A 21,656-nucleotide genomic window follows, 5' to 3' on the forward strand; every position below is an offset into this window, starting at 1 on the left:
AGGGCGTGAGGGGCCTGAGATCAACTAAAAATGTCGCGTTTTTGCACGCTTCTGACGTGCGACGCGGATATCACTCTTTGTAGCCGACCCAGATGACGGGCAGATGTTCCCCATGGATTTTCGGGTGTTAAAAATACCTGCACGTTCGCTGCTGTTGTCTGCTAAATCCTGGGTAAGTGTGATGAGTGCAACATCGGCGACGTTGGGTGCAAGAAGATAGGTCGGGAGGGATTTTGGTTGTGGCGCAGGGTGATTTCGAAGCGCTTTCAAAGCTGCGTGTGTTGATATTTTTTGCCGGCCTGTGAAGCCTTCAAGAATTGCATTAAACCTGTGGGAGCCAGCCTGCTGGCGATGACAATTTCATCATCAAAACAGTTTTGACTGGCATTGCCCCATCGCTAGCTGGCTGGCTCCCACAGGTTTTTGTGTTTTTACCGGATAATCAGGCGACTACCGCCTCAGCCGGCGAAACGATGCTGGTCTTGCCGCCGCGAGATTTGCCGGAGCTCAGATACTCGGCAATCGACTCTTGCGTGACCTCACCCAGGAACACCCGGTCGGCATCCATCACCGGCAGCCACGAGCGGTTGAACTCGTACATGCGCGACAGCAGGATGCGCAAATGCTCGTCGTACGCCGCCGTGGCGTTGAACTCGCGAAGATACTGCGCGCAAGTGCCAGTCTGACGGTGCAGGTCGCGACGTCGCACATAACCCAGCGCCTTGTTCTCGGAGCAAGTGACGACGACATAACGACGGTCATGTTCGTCCATCAATTCCAGCGCATCGGCCACCGGGGTTTCCGGGCTCACCGACGGCGCGTTGTCCGCCGCGTCTTCAGCCTTCACCAGCAACAGACGTTTGAGCGTGCTGTCCTGGCCAACGAAGTTGCTGACAAAGTCGTCCGCCGGATGCGCGAGCAGCGTGTCCGGGTGATCGATCTGCAGCAGCTTGCCGGCGCGGAAGATCGCGATCTTGTCACCCAGCTTGATCGCTTCGTCGATGTCGTGGCTGACCATGATCACGGTCTTGTTCAGCGCGCGCTGCATCTCGAAGAACTCGTTCTGGATCATCTCGCGGTTGATCGGGTCGACCGCACCGAACGGTTCGTCCATCAGCAACAGCGGCGCATCTGCCGCCAGTGCGCGGATCACGCCGATACGTTGCTGCTGACCACCGGACAACTCGCGCGGGTAACGATGCAGATACTGCTTGGGTTCAAGCTTGATCATGCTCATCAGTTCGCGGGCGCGGTCGTGGCATCTTTGCTTGTCCCAGCCGAGCAGTTTCGGCACCACGACGATGTTCTCTTCGATGGTCATGTTCGGGAACAGACCGATCTGCTGGATCACGTAGCCGATGTTGCGACGCAGGGTCACTTCGTCCAGATCGGTGGTGTCTTCACCGTTGATCAGGATCTTGCCCGAGGTCGGTTTGATCAGGCGGTTGATCATTTTCAGCGTGGTGCTTTTGCCGCAACCCGATGGCCCGAGGAACACACAGATTTCGCCTTCATTGACGGTCAGGCTCACCGAATCCACGGCTTTGACGTCTTTGCCGTTGCTTTGGAAGGTCTTGCTGAGGTTTTGAAGTTCGATCATTTGAGTAATCCTTTTGGAGTCAACGAGCGTTGCAGCCATTGCAAAAACAGGTCGGCGAAGATCGCCAGAAGACTGACCAGCAGCGCGCCGACGATAAGCATGGACATGTCACTGCGGCTGATGGAGGCGAGGATCAACACACCGAGGCCGCCAGCGCCGATGGTCGCGGCGATGGTCATCACGCCGATGTTCATCACCACGGCGGTGCGCACACCGGCGAGGATCACCGGCACCGCAATCGGCAACTCGACCATGCGCAGGCGCTGGCCGAAGGTCATGCCGATACCGCGTGCGGCTTCACGGATACCCGGCTCAACGCCGGTCAACGCCAGGTAGGTGTTACGCATGATCGGCAGCAGTGAATAAAGGAACACCGCGGTGATCGCCGGCATTGGGCCGAGGCCTTGGCCGAACTTTGAGTAGAACGGCAGCAGCAGGCCGAACAGCGCAATCGACGGCACGGTCAGCAGCACCGTGGCGCTGGCTTGCAACGGGCCGGCGAGGCTCGGGAAGCGCGTCATCAAAATGCCCAGCGGCACACCGACGAGGATCGCCAGCGTGACAGCGATGCCAACCAGCGTGATGTGCTGCCAGGTCAGGTGCAGCACCTGCTGCCAGTCGAGATGGGAAAAGGCGTTCAAAAATTCCATGACTTTTCCTCCCTTAATTCAACGGATGTTGGCGCAGAAAATCGGCGGCAACAGCAGATGGGCTTTCGTGATCGACATCGACCCGCGCGTTGAGCTGGCGCATGGTTTCGTCATCGAACAGTTCGGCCAGTGGCTTGAGCTGCTCGGCCAGTTTCGGGTTGGCGTCCAGCGTTGCCTGACGCACCACCGGTGCGGCGGTGTAGTCGGGGAAGTAGTGCTTGTCGTCTTCCAGCAGCTTCAGGCCGAAGGCATTCAAGCGACCGTCGGTGGTGTAGACCAGGCCGGCAAACACTTGGCCGTTGCGCAGCGCCGTATAAACCAGTCCCGCATCCATCTGCCGAATGTTTTTGCGGCTCAGGTTCATGTCGTAGAGCTTGACCATGCCGAGCAGGCCGTCGGAGCGGTTGGCGAACTCGGTGTCGAGTGCGACCAGGTGATTGGTCTTCGCTTCAGCCTGCAACACCTCGTTCAACTGACTGATGTTGTTGATCTGCGGATATTGCTCGGCGACTTTTTTTGGCAGCGCGAGGGCGTAGGTGTTGCTGAATTTCGACGGAGTCAGCCAGATAAGGCCTTTTTTCGCGTCGAGTTCTTTCACCCGGGCGTAGGACTGAGCGCTGTCGAGTTTTTCGGTGACATGGTTATAGGCCACCAGCGACACGCCGGTGTATTCCCAGAGCATGTCCAACTGGCCACTTTCGTGGGCGCTGCGGGCGAGGTTGCTGCCCAGACCGCCGGTGATCTGCGCGTCGTAGCCTTTGCTGCGCAGGTATTGCGCGGTGATTTCGGCGAGCAGGGTCTGCTCGGTGAACACGCGGGCGCCGAGGCGGATAACCGGTTTGTCGGCGGCTTGTGCGATTCCTGCGAACAGCAGGACGCAGCCTAAGATAAAGCTAAATCGTTTCATGTGAATTCCTTTGCCGAGGCCTTAAGACGGGCGCAAACCGCGTTCCAGCCAGAGACGGCTGGCGAGGGTGACCACGCCATCGAGCAGCAGGGCCAGCAGCGCGGTGCACGCGGCGCCGAGCAGCAGTTGCGGCTGATTGTTCAAGGCGATGCCAGGGAAAATCAGGCTACCAAGGCTGTTGGCGCCGATCAGGAACGCCAGTGGCGCCGTCCCGACATTGATCGCCAAGGCCACACGCACACCACCGACAATGATCGGCACGGCGTTGGGCAGTTCGACCTGCCACAGCACCTGACGCGGGGTCATGCCGATGCCGACGGCCGCTTCCTTGAGCGAACCCTGGACGTTTTTCAGGCCTTCATAGGTGTTGCGCACGATCGGCAACAGGGAAGCGAGGAACAAAGCGAAGATCGCCGGGCCACTGCCGATGCCCAGAATCCCCAGGGCGATCGCGAGTACGGCCAGCGGCGGCACGGTGTTGCCGATATTGAAGATCTGCATGAAGCGTTCAGCGCGGCCAACCATGGTCGGGCGACTGAGAAAGATGCCGGCGGGGATGCCCACGACAAGGGCGGCCAGCATTGAAGCGAGGACAAGAATCAGATGAGCTTGCAGGTAAAACAACAAATCGTCGCGGTAGTGTTCGATCGTGTTGATGCCGATCCAGTGGACCAGCAGGGCCAGGAGCGCGATTACCACCGCACCTCCCATCAGCCCTTTGCCATAGCGGATAGCCACAGGCGGACTCCTTTTTTATAGTCGGCGAACGCCGTCGCATGCCATGCCTGGCTGCCGGGAATAAACGTTCGCGAGAAGCAGCTCCCTCAGCACCGGCAAAAAGCGGTCTGAAAGCGAGCCATGAGCGCAGCCTCGTCAGGCTAACTTGCTGATTTTTCAGCCCCTGACGAAAATTCGTAACAGGGGATGGACGTCTCCGAGCGCTGAAAGGTTCCCACATAAGATGCCATCTGGCCACCTGTAGGAGCTGCCGAAGGCTGCGATCTTTTGACTTTGTTCTAGCGCAACAGATCAAAAGATCGCAGCCTTCGGCAGCTCCTACAGGGCTTGCGGGGCCGAGGGACGGTGGTTCGGCGGTCACATTTTAAGCTATACTCGGCGCCCTTTTTTGAATCACCGCCAGGCGATTTCCCATGACCAACCAGGCCGCCGAAGTCGCGAAACGCCGCACTTTCGCCATTATTTCCCACCCCGATGCCGGTAAGACGACGATCACCGAGAAGCTCCTGTTGATGGGCAAGGCGATTGCGATTGCAGGCACGGTGAAATCCCGTAAATCCGACCGCCATGCGACATCCGACTGGATGGAGATGGAGAAACAACGGGGTATTTCCATTACCACGTCGGTCATGCAGTTCCCGTATCGCGACCACATGGTCAACCTGCTCGACACCCCGGGCCACGAAGACTTCTCCGAAGATACCTATCGCACCCTGACCGCGGTGGACTCGGCATTGATGGTCCTCGACGGCGGTAAAGGTGTCGAGCCGCGTACGATTGCGCTGATGGACGTCTGCCGTCTGCGTGACACGCCGATCGTCAGCTTCATCAACAAACTCGACCGCGACATCCGCGATCCGATTGAGCTGCTCGACGAGATCGAAGCCGTCCTCAAGATCAAGGCTGCGCCGATCACCTGGCCGATCGGTTGCTACCGCGATTTCAAAGGCGTGTATCACCTGGCCGACGACTACATCATTGTCTACACCGCCGGTCACGGTCACGAACGCACCGAAACCAGGATCATCGAGAAGCTCGACTCCGACGAGGCGCGCGCGCATCTGGGCGACGAGTACGATCGTTTCGTCGATCAGCTGGAACTGGTGCAGGGTGCCTGCCACGAATTCAACCAGCAGGAATTCCTCGACGGTCAACTGACCCCGGTGTTCTTCGGTACCGCGCTGGGCAACTTCGGTGTTGACCACGTGCTTGACGCCGTTGTCGATTGGGCGCCGCGTCCGCTGGCCCGTGTCGCCAACGAGCGCACCGTGGAGCCGGTTGAAGAGAAGTTCTCGGGCTTCATCTTCAAGATCCAGGCGAACATGGACCCGAAACACCGCGACCGCATCGCCTTCATGCGCATTTGCTCCGGCAAGTACGAGAAAGGCATGAAGATGCGCCACGTGCGCACCGGCAAGGACGTGCGCATCGGCGATGCCCTGACGTTCTTCTCCTCCGAGCGTGAGCAACTGGAAGAGGCGTTTGCCGGCGACATCATCGGCCTGCACAACCACGGCACCATCCAGATCGGCGACACCTTCAGCGAAGGCGAAGCCCTGAGTTTCACCGGCATCCCGCACTTCGCCCCGGAACTGTTCCGCCGCGTGCGTCTGCGCGATCCGCTGAAATCCAAGCAACTGCGCCAAGGCTTGCAGCAGTTGGCCGAAGAGGGCGCCACTCAGGTGTTCTTCCCGGAGCGCAGCAACGACATCATCCTCGGCGCCGTCGGTGTGCTGCAGTTCGATGTGGTCGCCAGCCGCTTGAAAGAGGAATACAAGGTTGAGTGCTCGTACGAGCCGATCACCGTGTACTCCGCACGCTGGATCGAATGCAGCGACAAGAAGAAGCTTGAGGAGTTCTCCAACAAGGCTGTGGAAAACCTTGCAGTCGACGGCGGCGGTCACCTGACCTACCTCGCCCCGACCCGGGTTAACTTGGCCCTGATGGAAGAGCGCTGGCCGGACGTGAAATTCCGTGCGACGCGTGAGCATCACTAACGGGCAGTGTCGCTTCTGACCCTCGATATTTAAGACGTGCAAAAAAACCCACAGAATTTCTCTGTGGGTTTTTTTTTGTGCCTCGAAAAGGGACGAAAGCACAGTGTGGCAGATTTAAACTTGTGATCGTATGTTCTGCTCTTTGTCAACTGTCAGGTCTTACAGTGGTGGCTGTGTTTTTTCCATTGTATAAAAGTGTTAGAGGAGTTTTTTCTCTAACACTTGGAAGGAGGTGGGTATGTTGCCAGTACAACAAATGACCAAAATATCTGGAACAATTCGGTTCACCGTGGATAAGAGTGAGTTTATTGCCAATGAGCTGCTCGGTCATATGGCAGAGGATGGGGGGCTCCAGATAATTGGAAGGTACGGAGATATCGGTGTCGGGTTCAATTACAGAAACGATGGTCCTACCGGGGAAGTATCAGCGGAGTTTGGCGTTGGTGATGGGCGTTTTGCGAATGCTGTCTTGGACAACTGGGAGGAAGGTTATAGCTGGTATTCAATATCTGGAAACTACAAGGGTAATATTGATTTTAAAGAAACTAGTGTGAAGCTTACTTTTAAAAGTATCGTAAGGAACGATGATGACTGGACACAAACGAAAGAAATAAGTGCAGATATAAACGTAAGGTTTGAACAGTAGTCAGCTGGAAAGAAGATGGTCATTTTGAAGTTGCGAATAGACCCCCCTACGAAAGCAGTGGGGTTTATTTGTTGACAGCGTGGCAATCTTCTTCGGTAGTGAAATTCGATATAGACGTTATCGCCAATGGATCTGCATTCTCAAGGCATTTTCCCTCATTCTGAGACGTCCTATCAGATGAACACTGCTGATCGGAACTTTTTTAACTTGATCAGCATTTGTGTCGCACCTGCACAGGATGGAATCGATCATGAGAAACAGATTGCTACGCGTTTTGTTGCTGTTGAAAGTGATGGTCCTGCTGTCTCTCGGCACCGCAACGGCCTGGGCCGAGTGCGAGGATCATTATTCCCAGGCCTTCAACGGGCAGGTGGGGCATAGCGGGCTGATGCTCGCCAAGTCTGAATCCGAGCCGGGCGATCAGGGGCAGGGTCGAACCGCTGATGACGATGATTCGATGACAGACGAGCCGGACTCTGACGATCCGGACGAAGGCGATAGCCAGACGTAGATTGCAGGCAAAGAAAAACCCCGTCTGCCTCCACTGATGCACAGTCGATGTAGAAGGGGTCTGGTTAACACTCACTCTATGTGAAATGCGATCCCTGTAGGAGTGAGCCTGCTCGCGATAGCGGTCGTTCAGTCAATGAAGATGTTGACTGGGACAACGCCATCGCGAGCAGGCTCACTCCTACAGTTTTTGCATCAGACTCGGGAAATGCTTACGCCGCACCATCAAGGAACTGCTCGGCGTAGTGGCAAGCCACCTGCCGATTGTCGAGCAAGCGCAATGCCGGCTCTTCAGTGCTGCAACGCTCGGTCGCGTACGGGCAGCGCTTGTGGAAAGCGCAGCCCGGTGGCGGGTTCAGCGGGTTGGGCAGTTCGCCGACGATCTTGATTTTCGGCTTGTTCGGGTCCGGGTGGATGGTCGGGGTCGCCGACAGCAGCGCCTGGGTGTACGGGTGAAGAGGGCGTTCGTAGATGTCGTTCTTCGGGCCCATTTCCACCGGGCGACCGAGGTACATCACCATCACGTCATCGGCCACGTGTTGCACCACCGCGAGGTTGTGCGAGATGAACACGTAAGCGGTGTTGAACTCCTGCTGCAGATCCATGAACAGGTTCAGCACCTGCGCCTGAATCGACACGTCGAGCGCCGAGGTCGGTTCGTCCGCCACCAGCACTTTCGGTTGCAGCATCATCGCCCGAGCCAGTGCAATACGCTGACGCTGACCGCCGGAGAACATGTGCGGATAACGCTGGTAGTGCTCAGGACGCAAGCCGACCTGCTTCATCATCGCCTGGACTTTCTCGCGACGCTCGGCGGCGGACAGGTTGGTGTTGATCAACAGCGGTTCGGCCAGTTGATCACCGACTTTCTGCCGTGGGTTCAACGAGGCGTACGGGCTCTGGAACACCATCTGCACGTCTTTGCGCAGTTGCTTGCGCTGGGCCTTGTCGGCGCCGGCTACTTCTTGCCCGGCGATTTTCAGCGAGCCAGACGACGGCTCCTCAATCAGGGTCAGGGCACGCGCCAAAGTGGATTTGCCGCAACCCGACTCGCCTACAACCGCGAGAGTCTTGCCGGCTTCCAGTTCAAATGACACGCCGTTGAGCGCGCGCACGGTCGCGTGGCCCTTGAACAGGCCACGGGACACTTCGTAGTGACGGGTCAGGTCGCGGGCGGTAAGTACGACGGCCATTACGCCACCTCCTGGTTCAGCGGGTAGAAGCAGCGGGCGAGGCTGTGGCTTTTCGGATCAAGGGTCGGACGCTGCGCGCGGCAGCTTTCCTGCACGTACGGGCAGCGCGGCGACAACAGGCAACCCTGCGGACGGTCGTAACGGCCGGGAACGATGCCCGGCAGTGTCGCCAGACGATCGGCACCCTGGCTGTGTTCCGGAATCGCCTTGAGCAGCGCTTCGCTGTACGGGTGCGCCGGGATGTCGAACAGTTGCGGTACCTGACCGACTTCAACAGCCTGGCCGGCGTACATCACGCACACCCGTTGGGCGGTTTCAGCGACGACCGCGAGGTCGTGAGTGATCAGCACCAGGCCCATGTTCTGCTCTTTCTGCAACGCCAGCAGCAGATCCATGATCTGTGCCTGAATCGTCACGTCGAGTGCAGTGGTCGGCTCATCGGCGATCAGCAGTTTCGGCTCGCCGGCAATTGCCATGGCGATTGCAACGCGCTGGCTCATACCGCCGGACAGTTGATGCGGGTAGGCGTCCATACGGCTGGCCGCGCCCGGGATTTCAACTTTTTCCAGCAGTTCGATGGCGCGTTTGCGTGCTTGCTTGCTGGACATTTTCAGGTGCAGGCGCAGCACTTCTTCGATCTGGAAACCGACGGTGTAGCTCGGGTTGAGCGCGGTCATCGGATCCTGAAAGACCATCGCCAGGTCTTTACCGACGATCTGCCGACGCTGACGGTTGCTCAGCTTGAGCATGTTCTTGCCGTCGAAATTCAGCGCATCGGCGGTGACGATCCCCGGGTGTTCGATCAGGCCCATCAGCGCCATCATGGTCACGGATTTGCCCGAACCGGACTCGCCCACGATCGCCAGCACTTCGCCCTTGTCGACGCTGATGTCGAGGCCATCGACCACCGGCACAGCATTCTTGTCGCCGAAACGAACGTTGAGATTCTTGATTTCCAACAGTGACATTTGAATCTCCTCAGGCGGCATTCTTGAGTTTCGGGTCCAGCGCATCGCGCAGACCGTCGCCCATCAGGTTGATTGCCAGCACGCTGAGCAAAATGGTCAAACCAGGCAGGCTCACCACCCACCAGGCGCGTTCGATGTAGTCGCGGGCCGAGGCCAGCATGGTGCCCCACTCAGGGGTTGGCGGTTGTACGCCAAGACCGAGGAAGCCCAGGGCAGCGGCATCGAGAATCGCCGAAGAGAAACTCAAGGTTGCCTGAACGATCAGCGGTGCCATGCAGTTCGGCAGCACGGTGATGAACATCAGGCGTGGCAGACCGGCACCGGCCAGGCGCGCGGCGGTCACGTAGTCGCGGTTCAGTTCGCCCATCACCGCAGCGCGGGTCAGACGCACATACGACGGCAGGGACACCACAGCAATGGCGATCACGGTGTTGATCAGGCCAGGGCCGAGGATGGCGACAATCGCCACAGCCAGCAGCAAGGACGGCAGGGCCAGCATGATGTCCATCAGACGCATGATGGTCGGGCCAATCATCTTCGGGAAGAAACCGGCGAACAGACCGAGCAGAATCCCCGGGATCAGCGACATCACGACCGACGACAAGCCGATCAGCAGCGACAGGCGCGAACCCTGGATCAGACGCGACAGCAGGTCACGGCCCAGTTCATCGGTGCCGAGCAAAAATTGCATCTGCCCGCCTTCAAGCCACGCCGGTGGCGTCAGCAGGAAGTCGCGGTATTGCTCGCTCGGGTTATGCGGCGCCACCCAAGGGGCGAACAGCGCGCAGAAAATCACCAGCAACATGAACATCAGGCCGGCAACGGCACCTTTGTTCTTGGAAAACGCTTGCCAGAATTCTTTGTACGGGGACGGATACAGCAGGCTTTGATCGACTGCTACCGCTTGATTTTGAGTTGAAGCTGGAGTGGTCATGGTCATGATCTCAGCGCTGATGACGGATGCGTGGGTTGGCAAAGCCGTAGAGGATATCCACTACGAAGTTGACCAGAATCACCAGGCAGGCGATTAACAGGATGCCGTTTTGCACGACCGGATAGTCCCGGGCGCCGATGGCTTCAATCAGCCATTTGCCAATGCCGGGCCAGGAGAAAATGGTTTCGGTCAGGACAGCACCGGCCAGCAAAGTACCGACTTGCAGACCCACAACCGTCAGCACCGGAATCAGCGCGTTACGCAGACCGTGAACGAACACTACGCGCGATGGCGACAGGCCTTTGGCCTTGGCGGTACGGATGTAGTCTTCGCGCAGGACTTCGAGCATCGACGAGCGGGTCATCCGCGCGATAACGGCCAGCGGGATGGTGCCGAGCACGATGGCCGGCAGGATCAGGTGATGCAGGGCATCGAGGAACGCGCCCATGTCATCGGCCAGCAGCGTATCGATCAGCATGAAACCGGTGCGTGGCTCGATGTCGTAGAGCAGGTCGATCCGCCCGGATACCGGCGTCCAGCCCAGGCTCACCGAGAAGAACATGATCAGGATCAGGCCCCACCAGAAGATCGGCATCGAATAACCCGCGAGGGAGATGCCCATCACCCCATGGTCGAATAATGATCCTCGCTTGAGTGCCGCGATCACCCCGGCCAGAAGGCCCAGAATGCCGGCGAACAGCAGGGCGGCCATGGACAGTTCCAGGGTCGCCGGGAAAAGAGAGGTGAACTCGGTCCATACGCTCTCACGAGTACGCAGGGATTCGCCGAGATCGCCTTGGGCCAGTTTGCCGATGTAGTCCAGATACTGGGCATACAACGGTTTGTTCAGACCTAGGCGTTCCATTGCCTGAGCGTGCATTTCGGGGTCGACCCGACGTTCGCCCATCATCACTTCCACGGGGTCGCCAGGAATCATGCGAATCAACGCGAAAGTCAGCAGGGTGATGCCGAAAAACGTGGGGATCAACAACCCCAGTCGGCGGGCAATAAAACTAAACATCTTGTGTGGTACCTCATCAGCCGGTTAGGCGTGCCCGGCTTCCCTGGGATCAGGGAGGCCGGGAGTTTCTTATCTACTTCACCTGGGTGGTGGCGAAGTTATTAGTTGTCAGGGGGCTGATGTGATAGCCCTCTACGTTGTTGCGCATTGCAGTAAACATACGGGTGTGGGCCATGCTGATCCATGGTTGATCCTGGTTAAAGATCACCTGGGCTTGTTCATACAGCTTGGCGCGTTCGGCCGGATCTACTTTAGCCCGTGCTTCGTCGATCAGCGCCTGGAATTTCTCGTTGCACCAGCGCGCGTAGTTTTCGCCGTTCTTGGCGGCTTCGCAACTGAGCATAGGCGTCAGGAAGTTATCCGGGTCGCCGTTGTCACCCGCCCATCCGGCCGAGACCATGTCGTGCTCGCCGGCCTTGGCGCGTTTAAGCATTTCGCCCCATTCCATGACGCGGATGTCGATCTTGATCCCGACTTTCGCCAGGTCAGCCTGCATCATCTGTGCGCCGAGCATAGGGTTCGGGTTGGTCGGACCGCCGCCGTTGCGGGTAAACAGGGTAAACACGGTGCCTTCCGGAACCCCGGCTTCCTTGAGCAGGGCGCGAGCCTTGTCGAGGTCACGTGGCGGGTTCTTCAGCTCGGTGTTGTAGCCGAGCAGGGTATCCGGGTACGGGTTGACCGCGACGGTCGCGTTGCCCTTGCCGAACAGCGCATTGACGTAAGCGGCTTTGTCGAAGGCGATGTCGATCGCCTTACGCACGCGCACGTCGCTCATGTATTTGTGCTGGGTGTTCATGGCGATGTAGGAAACGGTCATCGCGTTCAGCTCATCAACCTTCAGATTGCTGTCTTTCTTGATGCTCGGGATGTCATCCGGTTTCGGATACAGCGCGATCTGGCACTCGTTGGCCTTGAGCTTTTGCAGGCGCACGTTGTTGTCGGTGGCGATTGCCAGAATCAACGCGTCGGCTGGTGGCTTGCCACGGAAGTACTCGGCGTTGGCCTTGAAGCGCACCTGCGCATCCTTGGCGTAGCGCTGGAAGACGAACGGGCCGGTGCCGACAGGCTTGTTGTTGAGATCGCCGGTCTTGTTGGTCTTAAGCAACTGATCGGCGTACTCGGCGGAGTAGATCGCGGTGAACGGCATGGCCACGTCGGCCAGGAACGGTGCTTCGCGGCGGGTCAGGGTGAACTTGACGGTGTTGTCGTCAACCTTTTCCACGTTCTTGAGCAGTTCCTTGAAGCCCATGCTTTCAAAGTACGGGAAGCCCACGCTCGACAGTTTGTGCCACGGGTGATTCGGGTCCAGCTGACGCTGGAAGCTCCAAAGCACATCGTCGGCATTCATGTCGCGGGTCGGCTTGAAGTATTCGGTGGTGTGAAACTTGACGCCTTTGCGCAGGTGGAACGTGTACGTCAGACCGTCATCGCTGATTTCCCAGGAGTCGGCCAGCGCAGGGACCACTTCGGTGGTGCCAGGCTTGAAGTCGACCAGACGGTTGAAGATCGTTTCGGCCACCGCATCGGCAGTGACTGCAGTTGTGTACTGGACCATGTCGAAGCCTTCCGGACTGGCTTCGGTGCAGACCACCAAGGGTTTGGCCGAGACGCCGATGGCGGCGCTCAACAACGCGGCAGCGACGGCCGCACGTAGGGGAAGCATTTTCATCGATAACCCTCTGCAATCGGTTGAAGACAAAAAACCGCACGGCCGACTCATCATGAGTCAGCCGTCGGTTGGCGTTTTTACAGGATGTTGAATGGAACTGTGGTCACGAGACGGAATTCGTTGATGCTGCCGTCGGACTGGTTTTCACTGGCGCGGTGGGTGGTGTAGGTCGCGCGAATAGTGGTGGCCTTGAGCGGGCCGCTTTGCACGGCGTACGAGGAGCCGATGCCGTATTCGTAATGGTGTTCGCCGTCCATTTTGTTCACGTCGTAAGCGGTACCGACGTAGTGAGTACCGTCGATGCCCCAGCCGCGAGCGCTATAGGCGTTGAACTTCAGGCCAGGAATACCGTACTCGGCCATGTTGATGCCGTAGGCAATCTGGAAGGACTTCTCGTTCGGTCCGTTGAAGTCCGACAGCAGGGAGTTGGCCAGGTAGATGCCGTTGGTTTCGTGCAGGTAGTCGAAGTACTCGTTACCGTTCACTTCCTGATACGAGAAGGTCAGGCTGTGCGCCTGGTGAGTCAGACCGAACGACAGCGAGTAGGTGTCGTTGTCGATCTGGCCCATCAACCTTTTGCCTTCGTCGACGGTCTTGTAGTAGTTCAGGCCGGTGGTCAGGCTCAGTACCGAGCTGTCGCCCAGTTCGTGAGTGGCGCCGAAGTAGTACTGGTTCCAGAAGTCTTCAGCCTGGGTTGCGTAGAGGCTGGTTTTCAGGCTCTTGAGCGGCTGATAGTTCACGCCGGCAGTGTTGACGTGGTCGGTTTCAACACCTGTGTTGCTGTATTCGGTACGGAACTTCGACAGGCTCTGCTCGGTACGTGGCGACACGCGGTCGAACGTGGCGAGGTCGAACGACAGGTTGTCGAATTCTTCACTGTGGATCGCTACACCTTCGAAGCTCGAAGGCAGCGGACGGTTGCCGATGACATCGACGATCGGGCTGCTGAAGTTCATGCGGCCGGCGGTCAGGGTGGTGTTGGAGATACGCGCCTTGACGTTGGCCAGGCCGAGTTTGCTCCACTGATCGACTGCGTCGCCGTTGGAGTGGGCGAGGGTACGGTTGGAACCGCCCTTGATGTCCTCGCGGCTGCGATCCAGTGCGATGGCGTTGTAAGCCGCCACTTCGGTGCTGATACCCACGGTGCCTTGGGTGAAGCCCGAGGTGTAGTTCAGGATGGTGCCCTGAACCCAGTTGATCCGGCGCGAACCGGTCAGGGTTTCGCCGTGGCGCTCGTAATTGAAGGTGCCGCCGCGCTGCTTGTCTTCGTTGGCGTACCAGTTACGGGTCGAACCCGACAGGCTTTGGCCATCGATGAAGCCTTTGGCTTCGGATTGGGCGCTGGTGCTGGCCAGTTGCGTTGGAACGAATGCCTGGCTGACGCTTTCAGCATGGGCTCCGGCGGTGATGCTGCTTATGGCCAGGGCCAGTATCGCGGTGCTGCTCAGTTTCATGGGTGAAGCTCCTTTACTTTCTTTTTATGCCGGCTTTTTTGGGTTGGCCGGTTATTGGTTTAGAACTCATTCACACATCGCAAACGTTTGCAAAAAGCCATATTGGCGAATTTAGGCAAAGCGCTTGCGTGAGGGGGTAGACAGTCCCCCTCAGCGTTGCGGCTAATCGGTTGGGTTAATCGATACTGACACCCGAGAACACGTTGCGGCCGAAAGGGCTCACCTTGAACCCTTCAACCCGAGTGCTTAACGGCTGGTTGACCGTCGAGTGGGCGACAGGCGTGATCGGCACTTGCTGTTTAAGCAACTGCTGAGCCTGTTTATAGAGCGCGGTGCGCTGGTCGCGATCGGTGACGACCTTGGCCTCTTTGATCAGCTTGTCGTAAGCCGGATCGCACCACATGGAGTAGTTGTTGCCGCCGATGGCATCGCAGCTGTACAGCGTGCCGAGCCAGTTGTCCGGGTCACCGTTGTCACCGGTCCAGCCGATCAGGCTGATGTCATGCTCACCGTTCTTGGTGCGCTTGATGTACTCGCCCCATTCATAGCTGACGATTTTCACTTTCAGACCGATCTTGGCCCAGTCGGCCTGAAGCATTTCGGCCATCAGCTTGGCGTTGGGGTTGTACGGTCGCTGTACCGGCATCGCCCACAGGGTGATCTCGGTGCCTTCTTTCACGCCGGCAGCCTTGAGCAGCTCTTTGGCTTTTTCCGGGTTGTAGGCGGCGTCTTTGATGCTGTCGTCGTAGGACCACTGCGTCGGTGGCATGGCGTTGACGGCCAGTTGGCCGGCGCCTTGATAAACAGCGTTGAGAATCCCTTGTTTATTCACCGCCATGTCCAGCGCCTGACGCACTTCGAGCTGGTCGAACGGTTTGTGGCGCACGTTATAAGCGATGTAGCCGAGGTTGAAACCGGGCTTGGAGATCAGTTGCAGCTTCGGGTCGGCCTTCAGTGCTTCAACATCGGCAGGACGCGGATGCAGAGTGATCTGGCATTCGCCGGCCTTGAGTTTTTGCACGCGCACCGAAGCGTCGGTGTTGATCGCGAAGATCAGGTTTTTCAGTTTTACTCGGCTCGGGTCCCAGTAGTGTGGGTTGCCGGTGTAACGAATGTTCGAGTCTTTTTGATAGCTCTTGAACACGAACGGCCCGGTACCGATCGGCTTCTGGTTGATGTCGCTCGGTTTGCCTTCGGCCATCAGCTTGTCGGCGTATTCGGCGGACAGGATGGCAGCAAAACTCATGGCAATGTTCTGGATGAACGCGGCGTCGACGCTGTTGAGCGTGAACTCCACGGTCAGCGGCCCGGTCTTCTCGACCTTGGCAATGTTCTTGTTCAGGCTCATCCCGTTGAAATACGGGAACTCGGTCGGATAAACCTTACGGAATGGCTGTTGCGCATCCAGCATGCGATTAAAAGTAAACAGCACGTCGTCGGCGTTGAAATCGCGTGTTGGCTTGAAGTAAGGCGTTGTATGAAATTTCACACCCTCACGTAGGTGAAAGGTGTACTTGAGGCCGTCCTCGGAAATATCCCACTGGGTGGCCAGGCCCGGTACGACATTGGTCGCGCCTTTTTCAAACTCCACCAAGCGGTTGTACAGCGGCTCGGCGGCATCGTTATCGGTGGCCGTCGTGTATTGCGCGGTATCAAAACCCGCCGGACTGCCTTCGGAGCAGAACACCAGACTGTTGCTGGCGGCGTGGCTTGCAGACGTGGCGGCCAACAGGCCGGCGCCCAGCAATGCGGAAAAAACCAAGGTATGGCGCATGACGCTCCCTCTTGTTTAGTGGTGTTTTGATGCGCCGCGATCCCGTCCAGGGAGGTTGTGGCTACATCAAGCTCAAACCAGTACGAACAGCAAAACCGTTAGCCCACGCAGTCACTGGTCAGAACCCGACGGTAGGAGCCGTGGGTCTGGCAGTAAATGCGTTGAGTCCTAAAGACTCGTAGGAAAAGGCAACACGACCTGTATCTCCCTGGTAAAGCAGGGAGGAAACAGCTGTAGGCAAATTCCTAACTAATCGGCAGAAAAAGCAGCGGCGACGCTGAAAACGTCGCCGCTGCTTTTTTACTTGCTGACGCTGACGCCGTAGAAGGAGTTCAAGCCGAACGGGCTGATCTTGAAGTCCTGCACGTTGGCGCGCATGGGTTGATACACCGTCGAGTGAGCGATAGGTGTCATTGGGACTGCATCTTTGAGGACGTGTTGCGCCTGTTTGTACAGTTCGGTGCGCTTGCCCTGGTCTGTCGTGCGCTTGGCTTCTTTGACGAGGCCATCGAATTTCTTGTCGCACCACTTGGAGAAGTTGTTGCCGCTGAGCGAGTCGCAACCAAACAACACGTTCAGCCAGTTGTCCGGATCACCATTGTCACCGCTCCAGCCAATGATCATGGCCTGGTTCTCGCCACCTTTGGAACGCTTGATGTACTCGCCCCATTCGTAGCTGGTGATCTTCACTTTCAAGCCGATCTTGGCCCAGTCGGACTGGAGCATTTCAGCCATCAGTTTGGCGTTCGGGTTGTACGGACGCTGAACCGGCATCGCCCACAGGACGATTTCGGTACCTTCCTTGACGCCGGCTTCCTTGAGCAGCTGCTTGGCTTTCTCAGGATCGTACTTGGCGTCCTTGATGGTGGTGTCGTAAGACCACTGGGTCGGCGGCATGGCGTTGACGGCCAGTTGGCCCGCACCCTGATAAACCGAATCGATGATCTGCGGCTTGTTGACGGCCATGTCCATGGCCTGACGAACGCGCAGGTCGGCCAGCGGGTTTTTCTCGTCGCTGCCTTTGACCTTGTCCATCACGTTGTAAGCGATGTAGCCCAGGTTGAAACCGGCCTGGTCAGGCATCTTCAGCGACTTGTCTTCTTTCAGCGCTTTCAGGTCAGCCGGACGTGGGAACAGGGTGACCTGGCACTCGTTCTTTTTCAGCTTCTGAATACGTACCGACGGGTCGGTGGTGATGGCGAAGATCAGGTTGTCGATCTTCACATCATCAGGCTTCCAGTAGTCCTTGTTCCCGGTGAAGCGGATGTTGGAGTCTTTCTGGTAGCTCTTGAACACGAACGGGCCGGTGCCGACCGGTTTCTGGTTGATGTCGGCAGGCTTGCCATCTTTAAGCAGTTGGGCTGCGTACTCGGCGGACTGCACCGAGGCGAAGCTCATGGCCATGTTCTGGATGAACGCGGCATCAACTTCTTTAAGGGTGAACTTGACGGTGTGGTCGTCGACTTTATCGATCTTGGTGATGTTGGTGTCCATCCCCATGTCGGTGAAGTACGGGAATTCGGTCGGGTACGCCTTACGGAACGGGTCATCCTTGTTAATCATGCGATTAAAGGTGAACAGCACGTCGTCGGCGTTGAACTCACGGGTCGGCTTGAAGTACGGAGTGGTGTGGAACTTGACGCCTTCACGCAGGTGGAAGGTGTAAGTCAGGCCGTCATCGGAAATGTCCCACTTGGTCGCCAGACCAGGAATCACGGCGGTGCCGCCGCGCTCGAACTGGGTCAGGCGGTTGAACATGGTTTCGGCAGAGGCGTCGAAGTCTGTTCCGGTGGTGTACTGGCCTGGATCAAAACCGGCCGGGCTCCCTTCGGAGCAGAACACCAGGTTAGTCGCAGCGGATGCGAAAGGTGCGGAGGCTAACAAGCCTGCGCCGACTAAAAACGGAATGACCGCGTGTTTAAGCATGTTGGCCTCATGATTTGTTGTCATTTTTTGATTTGAGGTACGACCTCGTGAGTCGTGCCTGCGGATACTTATGCAGGCGCCATACCCAATGCAAGATCCAGAGCGGTCGACGGCCTCAAACGGTGGCACGAACGTACCTTAATGTCGCATCCGTATAACTTTTGACGCATTTGACCGTTTGCGGATGGTTTTTACGGTGCAAATGAAGCCCCAATATGGTGCGTCGGTCACGTTTTGTGCGCTGGCTTGGGGCTGGGTGTTACTTATTTATACCGTTGGTTTTGTAGGATTTTTCTGAGGTTTGTGTGGGGGGCTTGTGGGGGCTGGGGTTGGGCTTTTTTGTTGGGGTTTTACTTGGTGCAACTGGGGGGGGTTCTTTTGGTAGCGCCTTTTTGTTTTGGGGGTATTTTGGGGTGGGGGGTGGATCCGTTGCTGCGGGTGTGGCTGCTTAGGGTTTCGCCCTGACGTACGGCCCTCGCCGTGGCTCGGGTTCCTTCGCTCCGCGATTATTCCGGGCGCATCGCCTTCCGACGGGCTCTTGAGATCAAGAGCTGCACTCGAGCTAACGCTCATTGTGTTGAGTGGGGCGGACTTCGCCGCGTGCGGGTTGTACTTGCCTCCTCTGTAGGAGCTGCCGAAGGCTGCGATCTTTTGATCTGGCTTTTGCTTCCTGTGGGAGCTGGCTTGCCAGCGATGGCGGCAAATCATTCAGCACAAAATCCAGGCACAAAAAAACCGGCGATCATTCACTGATCGCCGGTTTGTCATTCAACTCACACCACATCACTGCATCAGCACTTCAATCGAGCCATCCGCGGTCATGCTGACCTGGCTGGTACCCGCTTCAACTTCAGGAGTCACCGGTGCCGAATCCATGCCGGCCGCTTTCATCATCATCGGCGCGCGCATGTACGGTTGTGGATAACCGTTAGCGTTGAGGTTCAGGTTGACGATTTTGTAGCCCTTGCCGCCGAGTGCGTCGGTGGCCAATTGGGCGCGGGCCTTGAAGGCGGTGACGGCTTCTTTGAGCAGCGCGTCTTCGCTGGATTTGCGGGTCGGGTTGGCGATGGCGAAGTCCATGCCGCCCATTTTCAGATCGCCGAGCAGTTCGCCGGTGAGTTTGGACAGGGCGGCGAAGTCGGCGCTTTCCAGACGCAGTTCGGCGCGTTCACGCCAGCCGGTGATTTTCTGGCCCTTGGTGTCGTAGATCGGGTAGCTGTTGCGGCTGCCCTGGCGCAGGGTGATGTCTTTGACTTGCTTGGCCTGGGCCAATGCCTTGTTCATGGTAGTGCTGACGTCGGCGGCGAGTTTGGCCGGATCGGTGTTTTGTTCTTCGGTGTAGAGGGTCACGATCATCAGGTCGCGGGCGACTTCCTGGCTGACTTCGGCGCGCAGGGAAATCTGGTTGTAGTGCAGCTCATCGGCGGCCAGTGCTGGAAGGCTGGCGACGCTGCCGACGGTCAGGGCGAGGAGGGCGGCGCTGCGGCGAAATGTATGCATGAAAGCTCCTTGATGAGGGCGCAGGTTCGTGGGCCTGCGTGAAACCATCAGACTCTAGCTTTAATGATCCGGTTCGCCCAGTTACAACTTCGATACAGATGACTGGTGGCTGCTGCGCAGCCAATCGCCAGCAGGCTGGCTCCCACAGGGGAATGCATTTCAAAATGTGGGAGCCAGCCTGCTGGCGATGGAGTCCTTATAGCCTCCAACCACTTTTCTGCCATGTGGTCGTTTGCCGCACTTTCGCCTCTGGAGGCCGCGGCTTGGTTATACTCCGTGCGATCCGCCTGGAGCGCTCATCAGGAGAGCTCATGCTCGCCCCCGTACAACTGACTTCCGCCACTCGCCAGAACCTCTGGCGGCTGACTTTCATCCGCACGCTGGTGCTCGCCGCGCAGGCCGGTTCCGTAGGCCTGGCCTATTGGCTGGAGCTGTTGCCGTTGCCGTGGGTGCAACTGGCGATGACCCTTGGCTGCTCGATACTGCTTTGCGTGTTCACCGCCGTGCGCCTGCGTACCTCCTGGCCGGTGACCGAGCTGGAATACGCCTTGCAACTGGCCTGTGACCTGGTTATCCACAGCGCGCTGCTGTATTTCTCCGGCGGTTCGACCAACCCGTTCGTTTCCTATTATCTGGTACCGCTGACTATCGCTGCGGTCACGCTGCCATGGCGCTATTCGGTGATTCTGTCCGGCATCGCGCTGGCCTTGTACACCGTGATGCTGACGCGGTTCTATCCGCTGGAAACCCTGCCGGTTGCCCGCGAAAACCTGCAGATCTACGGCATGTGGCTGAGCTTTGCCCTCGCTGCGGCGGTGATCACTTTCTTCGCTGCGCGCATGGCTGAAGAGTTGCGTCGCCAGGAAGAGCTGCGTGCAATTCGCCGTGAAGAAGGCCTGCGCGATCAGCAACTGCTCGCCGTCGCCACGCAAGCCGCCGGCGCCGCCCATGAACTGGGCACGCCGCTGGCGACCATGAGCGTGTTGCTCAAGGAGATGCAGCAGGATCATCCCGATCCGCTGCTGCAGGACGATCTGAAAGTGCTGCAGGATCAGGTCAAGTTGTGCAAGGAAACCTTGCAGCAACTGGTGCGCGCCGCCGAGGCCAATCGTCGTTTGGCGGTGGAAATGCAGGATGTCACCGTCTGGCTCGACGAAGCGCTGAACCGCTGGCACCTGATGCGTCCGGAAGCCAGTTATCGCTTCCACCGTCTCGGTCAGGGCACGGTGCCGCGCATGGCGCCGCCGCCGGATCTGACCCAGGCCCTGTTGAACCTGCTCAACAACGCCGCCGATGCCTGCCCGGAAAACCTCAAAGTGACGCTGGACTGGGACACGGAAGACCTGACCATCAGCATTCGCGATCACGGCGCCGGTGTGCCACTGGCCATCGCCGAGCAGATCGGCAAACCATTTTTTACCACGAAGGGCAAAGGTTTCGGCCTGGGCCTGTTTTTGAGCAAGGCCAGCGTGACACGCGCCGGCGGCTCAGTGAAACTCTATAGTCATGAGGAAGGCGGCACGCTCACCGAGCTGCGCCTGCCCCACGGCGCCCGAGGAGACCAACATGAGTGACGAAATCCAAGTCGAAGGCGAAGAACTGCCGCATTTGCTGCTGGTCGACGATGACGCGACCTTCACCCGGGTGATGGCCCGTGCCATGGCCCGCCGCGGTTTTCGCGTCAGCACCGCAGGTTCAGCCGAAGAAGGCATTACCATCGCGCAGGCCGATATCCCGGACTACGCCGCGCTCGACCTGAAAATGGACGGCGATTCTGGTCTGGTGCTGCTGCCCAAGCTGCTGGAACTGGACCCGGAAATGCGCGTGGTGATCCTTACCGGTTATTCGAGCATTGCCACCGCTGTCGAAGCGATCAAGCGCGGCGCCTGCAACTACCTGTGCAAACCGGCCGATGCCGACGATGTCCTGGCCGCGCTGCTCTCCGAGCACGCCGACCTCGACAGCCTGGTGCCGGAAAACCCGATGTCGGTCGACCGCCTGCAGTGGGAACACATCCAGCGCGTGCTCACCGAGCACGAAGGCAACATCTCCGCCACTGCCCGCGCCTTGGGCATGCACCGCCGCACCCTGCAGCGCAAACTGCAGAAGCGCCCGGTTCGTCGCTGAACCTGCGCTGAACGACCATCGCCAGCCCTCGCGATAAAACGC

General features: G+C 58.2%; 18 protein-coding genes. 5 read left to right on the forward strand and 13 right to left on the reverse strand.

The features are described from left to right. Positions 1-442: 442 nt before the first annotated feature. The 4 genes from ICA16_RS20255 to ICA16_RS20270 are packed head-to-tail and all read right to left on the reverse strand — an operon-like array spanning position 443 to position 3,868. Complete coding sequence (locus tag ICA16_RS20255) at positions 443-1,600, reverse strand: osmoprotectant ABC transporter ATP-binding protein OsmV (protein WP_150617112.1); 1,158 nt, start codon at positions 1,598-1,600, stop codon at positions 443-445. Beyond that, a complete protein-coding gene (locus ICA16_RS20260; RefSeq protein WP_150604442.1) occupies positions 1,597-2,250 on the reverse strand; it encodes an ABC transporter permease in 654 nt (217 codons plus the stop codon). Before ICA16_RS20260 ends, ICA16_RS20255 begins: the two co-directional genes overlap by 4 nt. A gap of 13 nt (positions 2,251-2,263) precedes the next feature. Continuing rightward, positions 2,264-3,157 (reverse strand): glycine betaine ABC transporter substrate-binding protein, encoded by an 894-nt coding sequence (locus ICA16_RS20265; RefSeq protein ID WP_210701363.1) that lies wholly within the window; start codon positions 3,155-3,157, stop codon positions 2,264-2,266. A gap of 21 nt (positions 3,158-3,178) precedes the next feature. After that, positions 3,179-3,868, reverse strand: a complete 690-nt coding sequence (locus ICA16_RS20270; RefSeq protein WP_169432591.1) for an ABC transporter permease — start codon at positions 3,866-3,868, stop codon at positions 3,179-3,181. Between the two features lie 440 nt (positions 3,869-4,308). On the opposite strand from ICA16_RS20270, the gene ICA16_RS20275 reads away from it, so the two are divergent. The 3 genes from ICA16_RS20275 (at position 4,309) to ICA16_RS20285 (ending at position 7,049) form a co-directional block, all read left to right on the forward strand. Beyond that, complete coding sequence (locus ICA16_RS20275) at positions 4,309-5,892, forward strand: peptide chain release factor 3 (RefSeq protein ID WP_042557621.1); 1,584 nt, start codon at positions 4,309-4,311, stop codon at positions 5,890-5,892. 238 nt (positions 5,893-6,130) lie between these two features. Next, a complete protein-coding gene (locus ICA16_RS20280) occupies positions 6,131-6,538 on the forward strand; it encodes a hypothetical protein (RefSeq protein ID WP_210701364.1) in 408 nt (135 codons plus the stop codon). Positions 6,539-6,788: 250 nt separating this feature from the next. Further along, positions 6,789-7,049, forward strand: coding sequence for a hypothetical protein (locus ICA16_RS20285; protein WP_210701365.1), 261 nt, complete (start codon positions 6,789-6,791; stop codon positions 7,047-7,049). Positions 7,050-7,260: 211 nt separating this feature from the next. Here the strand turns inward: ICA16_RS20285 and ICA16_RS20290 are convergent, their stop codons facing one another. The 9 genes from ICA16_RS20290 to ICA16_RS20330 all read right to left on the reverse strand — a co-directional run bounded on the left by ICA16_RS20290 (position 7,261) and on the right by ICA16_RS20330 (position 19,487). Further along, entirely contained in the window at positions 7,261-8,241 is a 981-nt protein-coding gene (locus ICA16_RS20290; protein ID WP_042557623.1) for a peptide ABC transporter ATP-binding protein, read from the reverse strand. After that, entirely contained in the window at positions 8,241-9,209 is a 969-nt protein-coding gene (locus ICA16_RS20295; RefSeq protein ID WP_042557624.1) for an ABC transporter ATP-binding protein, read from the reverse strand. Before ICA16_RS20295 ends, ICA16_RS20290 begins: the two co-directional genes overlap by 1 nt. Positions 9,210-9,219: 10 nt before the next feature. Beyond that, positions 9,220-10,149 (reverse strand): ABC transporter permease subunit, encoded by a 930-nt coding sequence (locus ICA16_RS20300; protein WP_390896398.1) that lies wholly within the window; start codon positions 10,147-10,149, stop codon positions 9,220-9,222. A 4-nt stretch (positions 10,150-10,153) separates the two neighbouring features. Further along, complete coding sequence (locus ICA16_RS20305; protein WP_042557626.1) at positions 10,154-11,164, reverse strand: ABC transporter permease subunit; 1,011 nt, start codon at positions 11,162-11,164, stop codon at positions 10,154-10,156. 73 nt (positions 11,165-11,237) lie between these two features. Next, a complete protein-coding gene (locus tag ICA16_RS20310) occupies positions 11,238-12,833 on the reverse strand; it encodes an ABC transporter substrate-binding protein (protein WP_210701366.1) in 1,596 nt (531 codons plus the stop codon). A gap of 77 nt (positions 12,834-12,910) precedes the next feature. Next, positions 12,911-14,287 (reverse strand): OprD family porin, encoded by a 1,377-nt coding sequence (locus ICA16_RS20315; RefSeq protein ID WP_150617116.1) that lies wholly within the window; start codon positions 14,285-14,287, stop codon positions 12,911-12,913. 175 nt (positions 14,288-14,462) lie between these two features. Beyond that, positions 14,463-16,061, reverse strand: a complete 1,599-nt coding sequence (locus ICA16_RS20320; RefSeq protein WP_150604437.1) for an ABC transporter substrate-binding protein — start codon at positions 16,059-16,061, stop codon at positions 14,463-14,465. A 300-nt stretch (positions 16,062-16,361) separates the two neighbouring features. Beyond that, positions 16,362-17,987, reverse strand: coding sequence for an ABC transporter substrate-binding protein (locus ICA16_RS20325; protein ID WP_150617117.1), 1,626 nt, complete (start codon positions 17,985-17,987; stop codon positions 16,362-16,364). A 783-nt stretch (positions 17,988-18,770) separates the two neighbouring features. Next, positions 18,771-19,487, reverse strand: a complete 717-nt coding sequence (locus tag ICA16_RS20330) for an SIMPL domain-containing protein (RefSeq protein WP_150604435.1) — start codon at positions 19,485-19,487, stop codon at positions 18,771-18,773. Between the two features lie 311 nt (positions 19,488-19,798). On the opposite strand from ICA16_RS20330, the gene ICA16_RS20335 reads away from it, so the two are divergent. Both ICA16_RS20335 and ICA16_RS20340 read left to right on the forward strand, forming a co-directional pair. Further along, on the forward strand, positions 19,799-21,061 hold the full coding sequence (locus tag ICA16_RS20335; RefSeq protein WP_150604434.1) for an ATP-binding protein: 1,263 nt from the start codon (positions 19,799-19,801) through the stop codon (positions 21,059-21,061). Beyond that, positions 21,054-21,614 carry a response regulator transcription factor gene (locus tag ICA16_RS20340; protein ID WP_042557635.1) on the forward strand — a complete coding sequence of 187 codons (561 nt, stop codon included), beginning with the start codon at positions 21,054-21,056 and terminating at the stop codon, positions 21,612-21,614. The genes ICA16_RS20335 and ICA16_RS20340 overlap by 8 nt, the downstream gene beginning before the upstream one ends. The last annotated feature ends 42 nt before the right edge of the window (positions 21,615-21,656 follow it).

Source organism: Pseudomonas anatoliensis (genome assembly GCF_017976235.1).
GTDB classification, from domain to species: Bacteria; Pseudomonadota; Gammaproteobacteria; order Pseudomonadales; family Pseudomonadaceae; genus Aquipseudomonas; species Aquipseudomonas anatoliensis.

Bases quoted from the DNA above. Each gene is read 5' to 3' on its own strand.
- ICA16_RS20255 (WP_150617112.1), bottom strand. From the start codon at position 1,600: ATGATCGAACTTCAAAACCTCAGCAAGACCTTCCAAAGCAACGGCAAA.
- ICA16_RS20260 (WP_150604442.1), bottom strand. From the start codon at position 2,250: ATGGAATTTTTGAACGCCTTTTCCCATCTCGACTGGCAGCAGGTGCTG.
- ICA16_RS20265 (WP_210701363.1), bottom strand. From the start codon at position 3,157: ATGAAACGATTTAGCTTTATCTTAGGCTGCGTCCTGCTGTTCGCAGGA.
- ICA16_RS20270 (WP_169432591.1), bottom strand. From the start codon at position 3,868: ATGGGAGGTGCGGTGGTAATCGCGCTCCTGGCCCTGCTGGTCCACTGG.
- ICA16_RS20275 (WP_042557621.1), top strand. From the start codon at position 4,309: ATGACCAACCAGGCCGCCGAAGTCGCGAAACGCCGCACTTTCGCCATT.
- ICA16_RS20280 (WP_210701364.1), top strand. From the start codon at position 6,131: ATGTTGCCAGTACAACAAATGACCAAAATATCTGGAACAATTCGGTTC.
- ICA16_RS20285 (WP_210701365.1), top strand. From the start codon at position 6,789: ATGAGAAACAGATTGCTACGCGTTTTGTTGCTGTTGAAAGTGATGGTC.
- ICA16_RS20290 (WP_042557623.1), bottom strand. From the start codon at position 8,241: ATGGCCGTCGTACTTACCGCCCGCGACCTGACCCGTCACTACGAAGTG.
- ICA16_RS20295 (WP_042557624.1), bottom strand. From the start codon at position 9,209: ATGTCACTGTTGGAAATCAAGAATCTCAACGTTCGTTTCGGCGACAAG.
- ICA16_RS20300 (WP_390896398.1), bottom strand. From the start codon at position 10,149: ATGACCATGACCACTCCAGCTTCAACTCAAAATCAAGCGGTAGCAGTC.
- ICA16_RS20305 (WP_042557626.1), bottom strand. From the start codon at position 11,164: ATGTTTAGTTTTATTGCCCGCCGACTGGGGTTGTTGATCCCCACGTTT.
- ICA16_RS20310 (WP_210701366.1), bottom strand. From the start codon at position 12,833: ATGAAAATGCTTCCCCTACGTGCGGCCGTCGCTGCCGCGTTGTTGAGC.
- ICA16_RS20315 (WP_150617116.1), bottom strand. From the start codon at position 14,287: ATGAAACTGAGCAGCACCGCGATACTGGCCCTGGCCATAAGCAGCATC.
- ICA16_RS20320 (WP_150604437.1), bottom strand. From the start codon at position 16,061: ATGCGCCATACCTTGGTTTTTTCCGCATTGCTGGGCGCCGGCCTGTTG.
- ICA16_RS20325 (WP_150617117.1), bottom strand. From the start codon at position 17,987: ATGCTTAAACACGCGGTCATTCCGTTTTTAGTCGGCGCAGGCTTGTTA.
- ICA16_RS20330 (WP_150604435.1), bottom strand. From the start codon at position 19,487: ATGCATACATTTCGCCGCAGCGCCGCCCTCCTCGCCCTGACCGTCGGC.
- ICA16_RS20335 (WP_150604434.1), top strand. From the start codon at position 19,799: ATGCTCGCCCCCGTACAACTGACTTCCGCCACTCGCCAGAACCTCTGG.
- ICA16_RS20340 (WP_042557635.1), top strand. From the start codon at position 21,054: ATGAGTGACGAAATCCAAGTCGAAGGCGAAGAACTGCCGCATTTGCTG.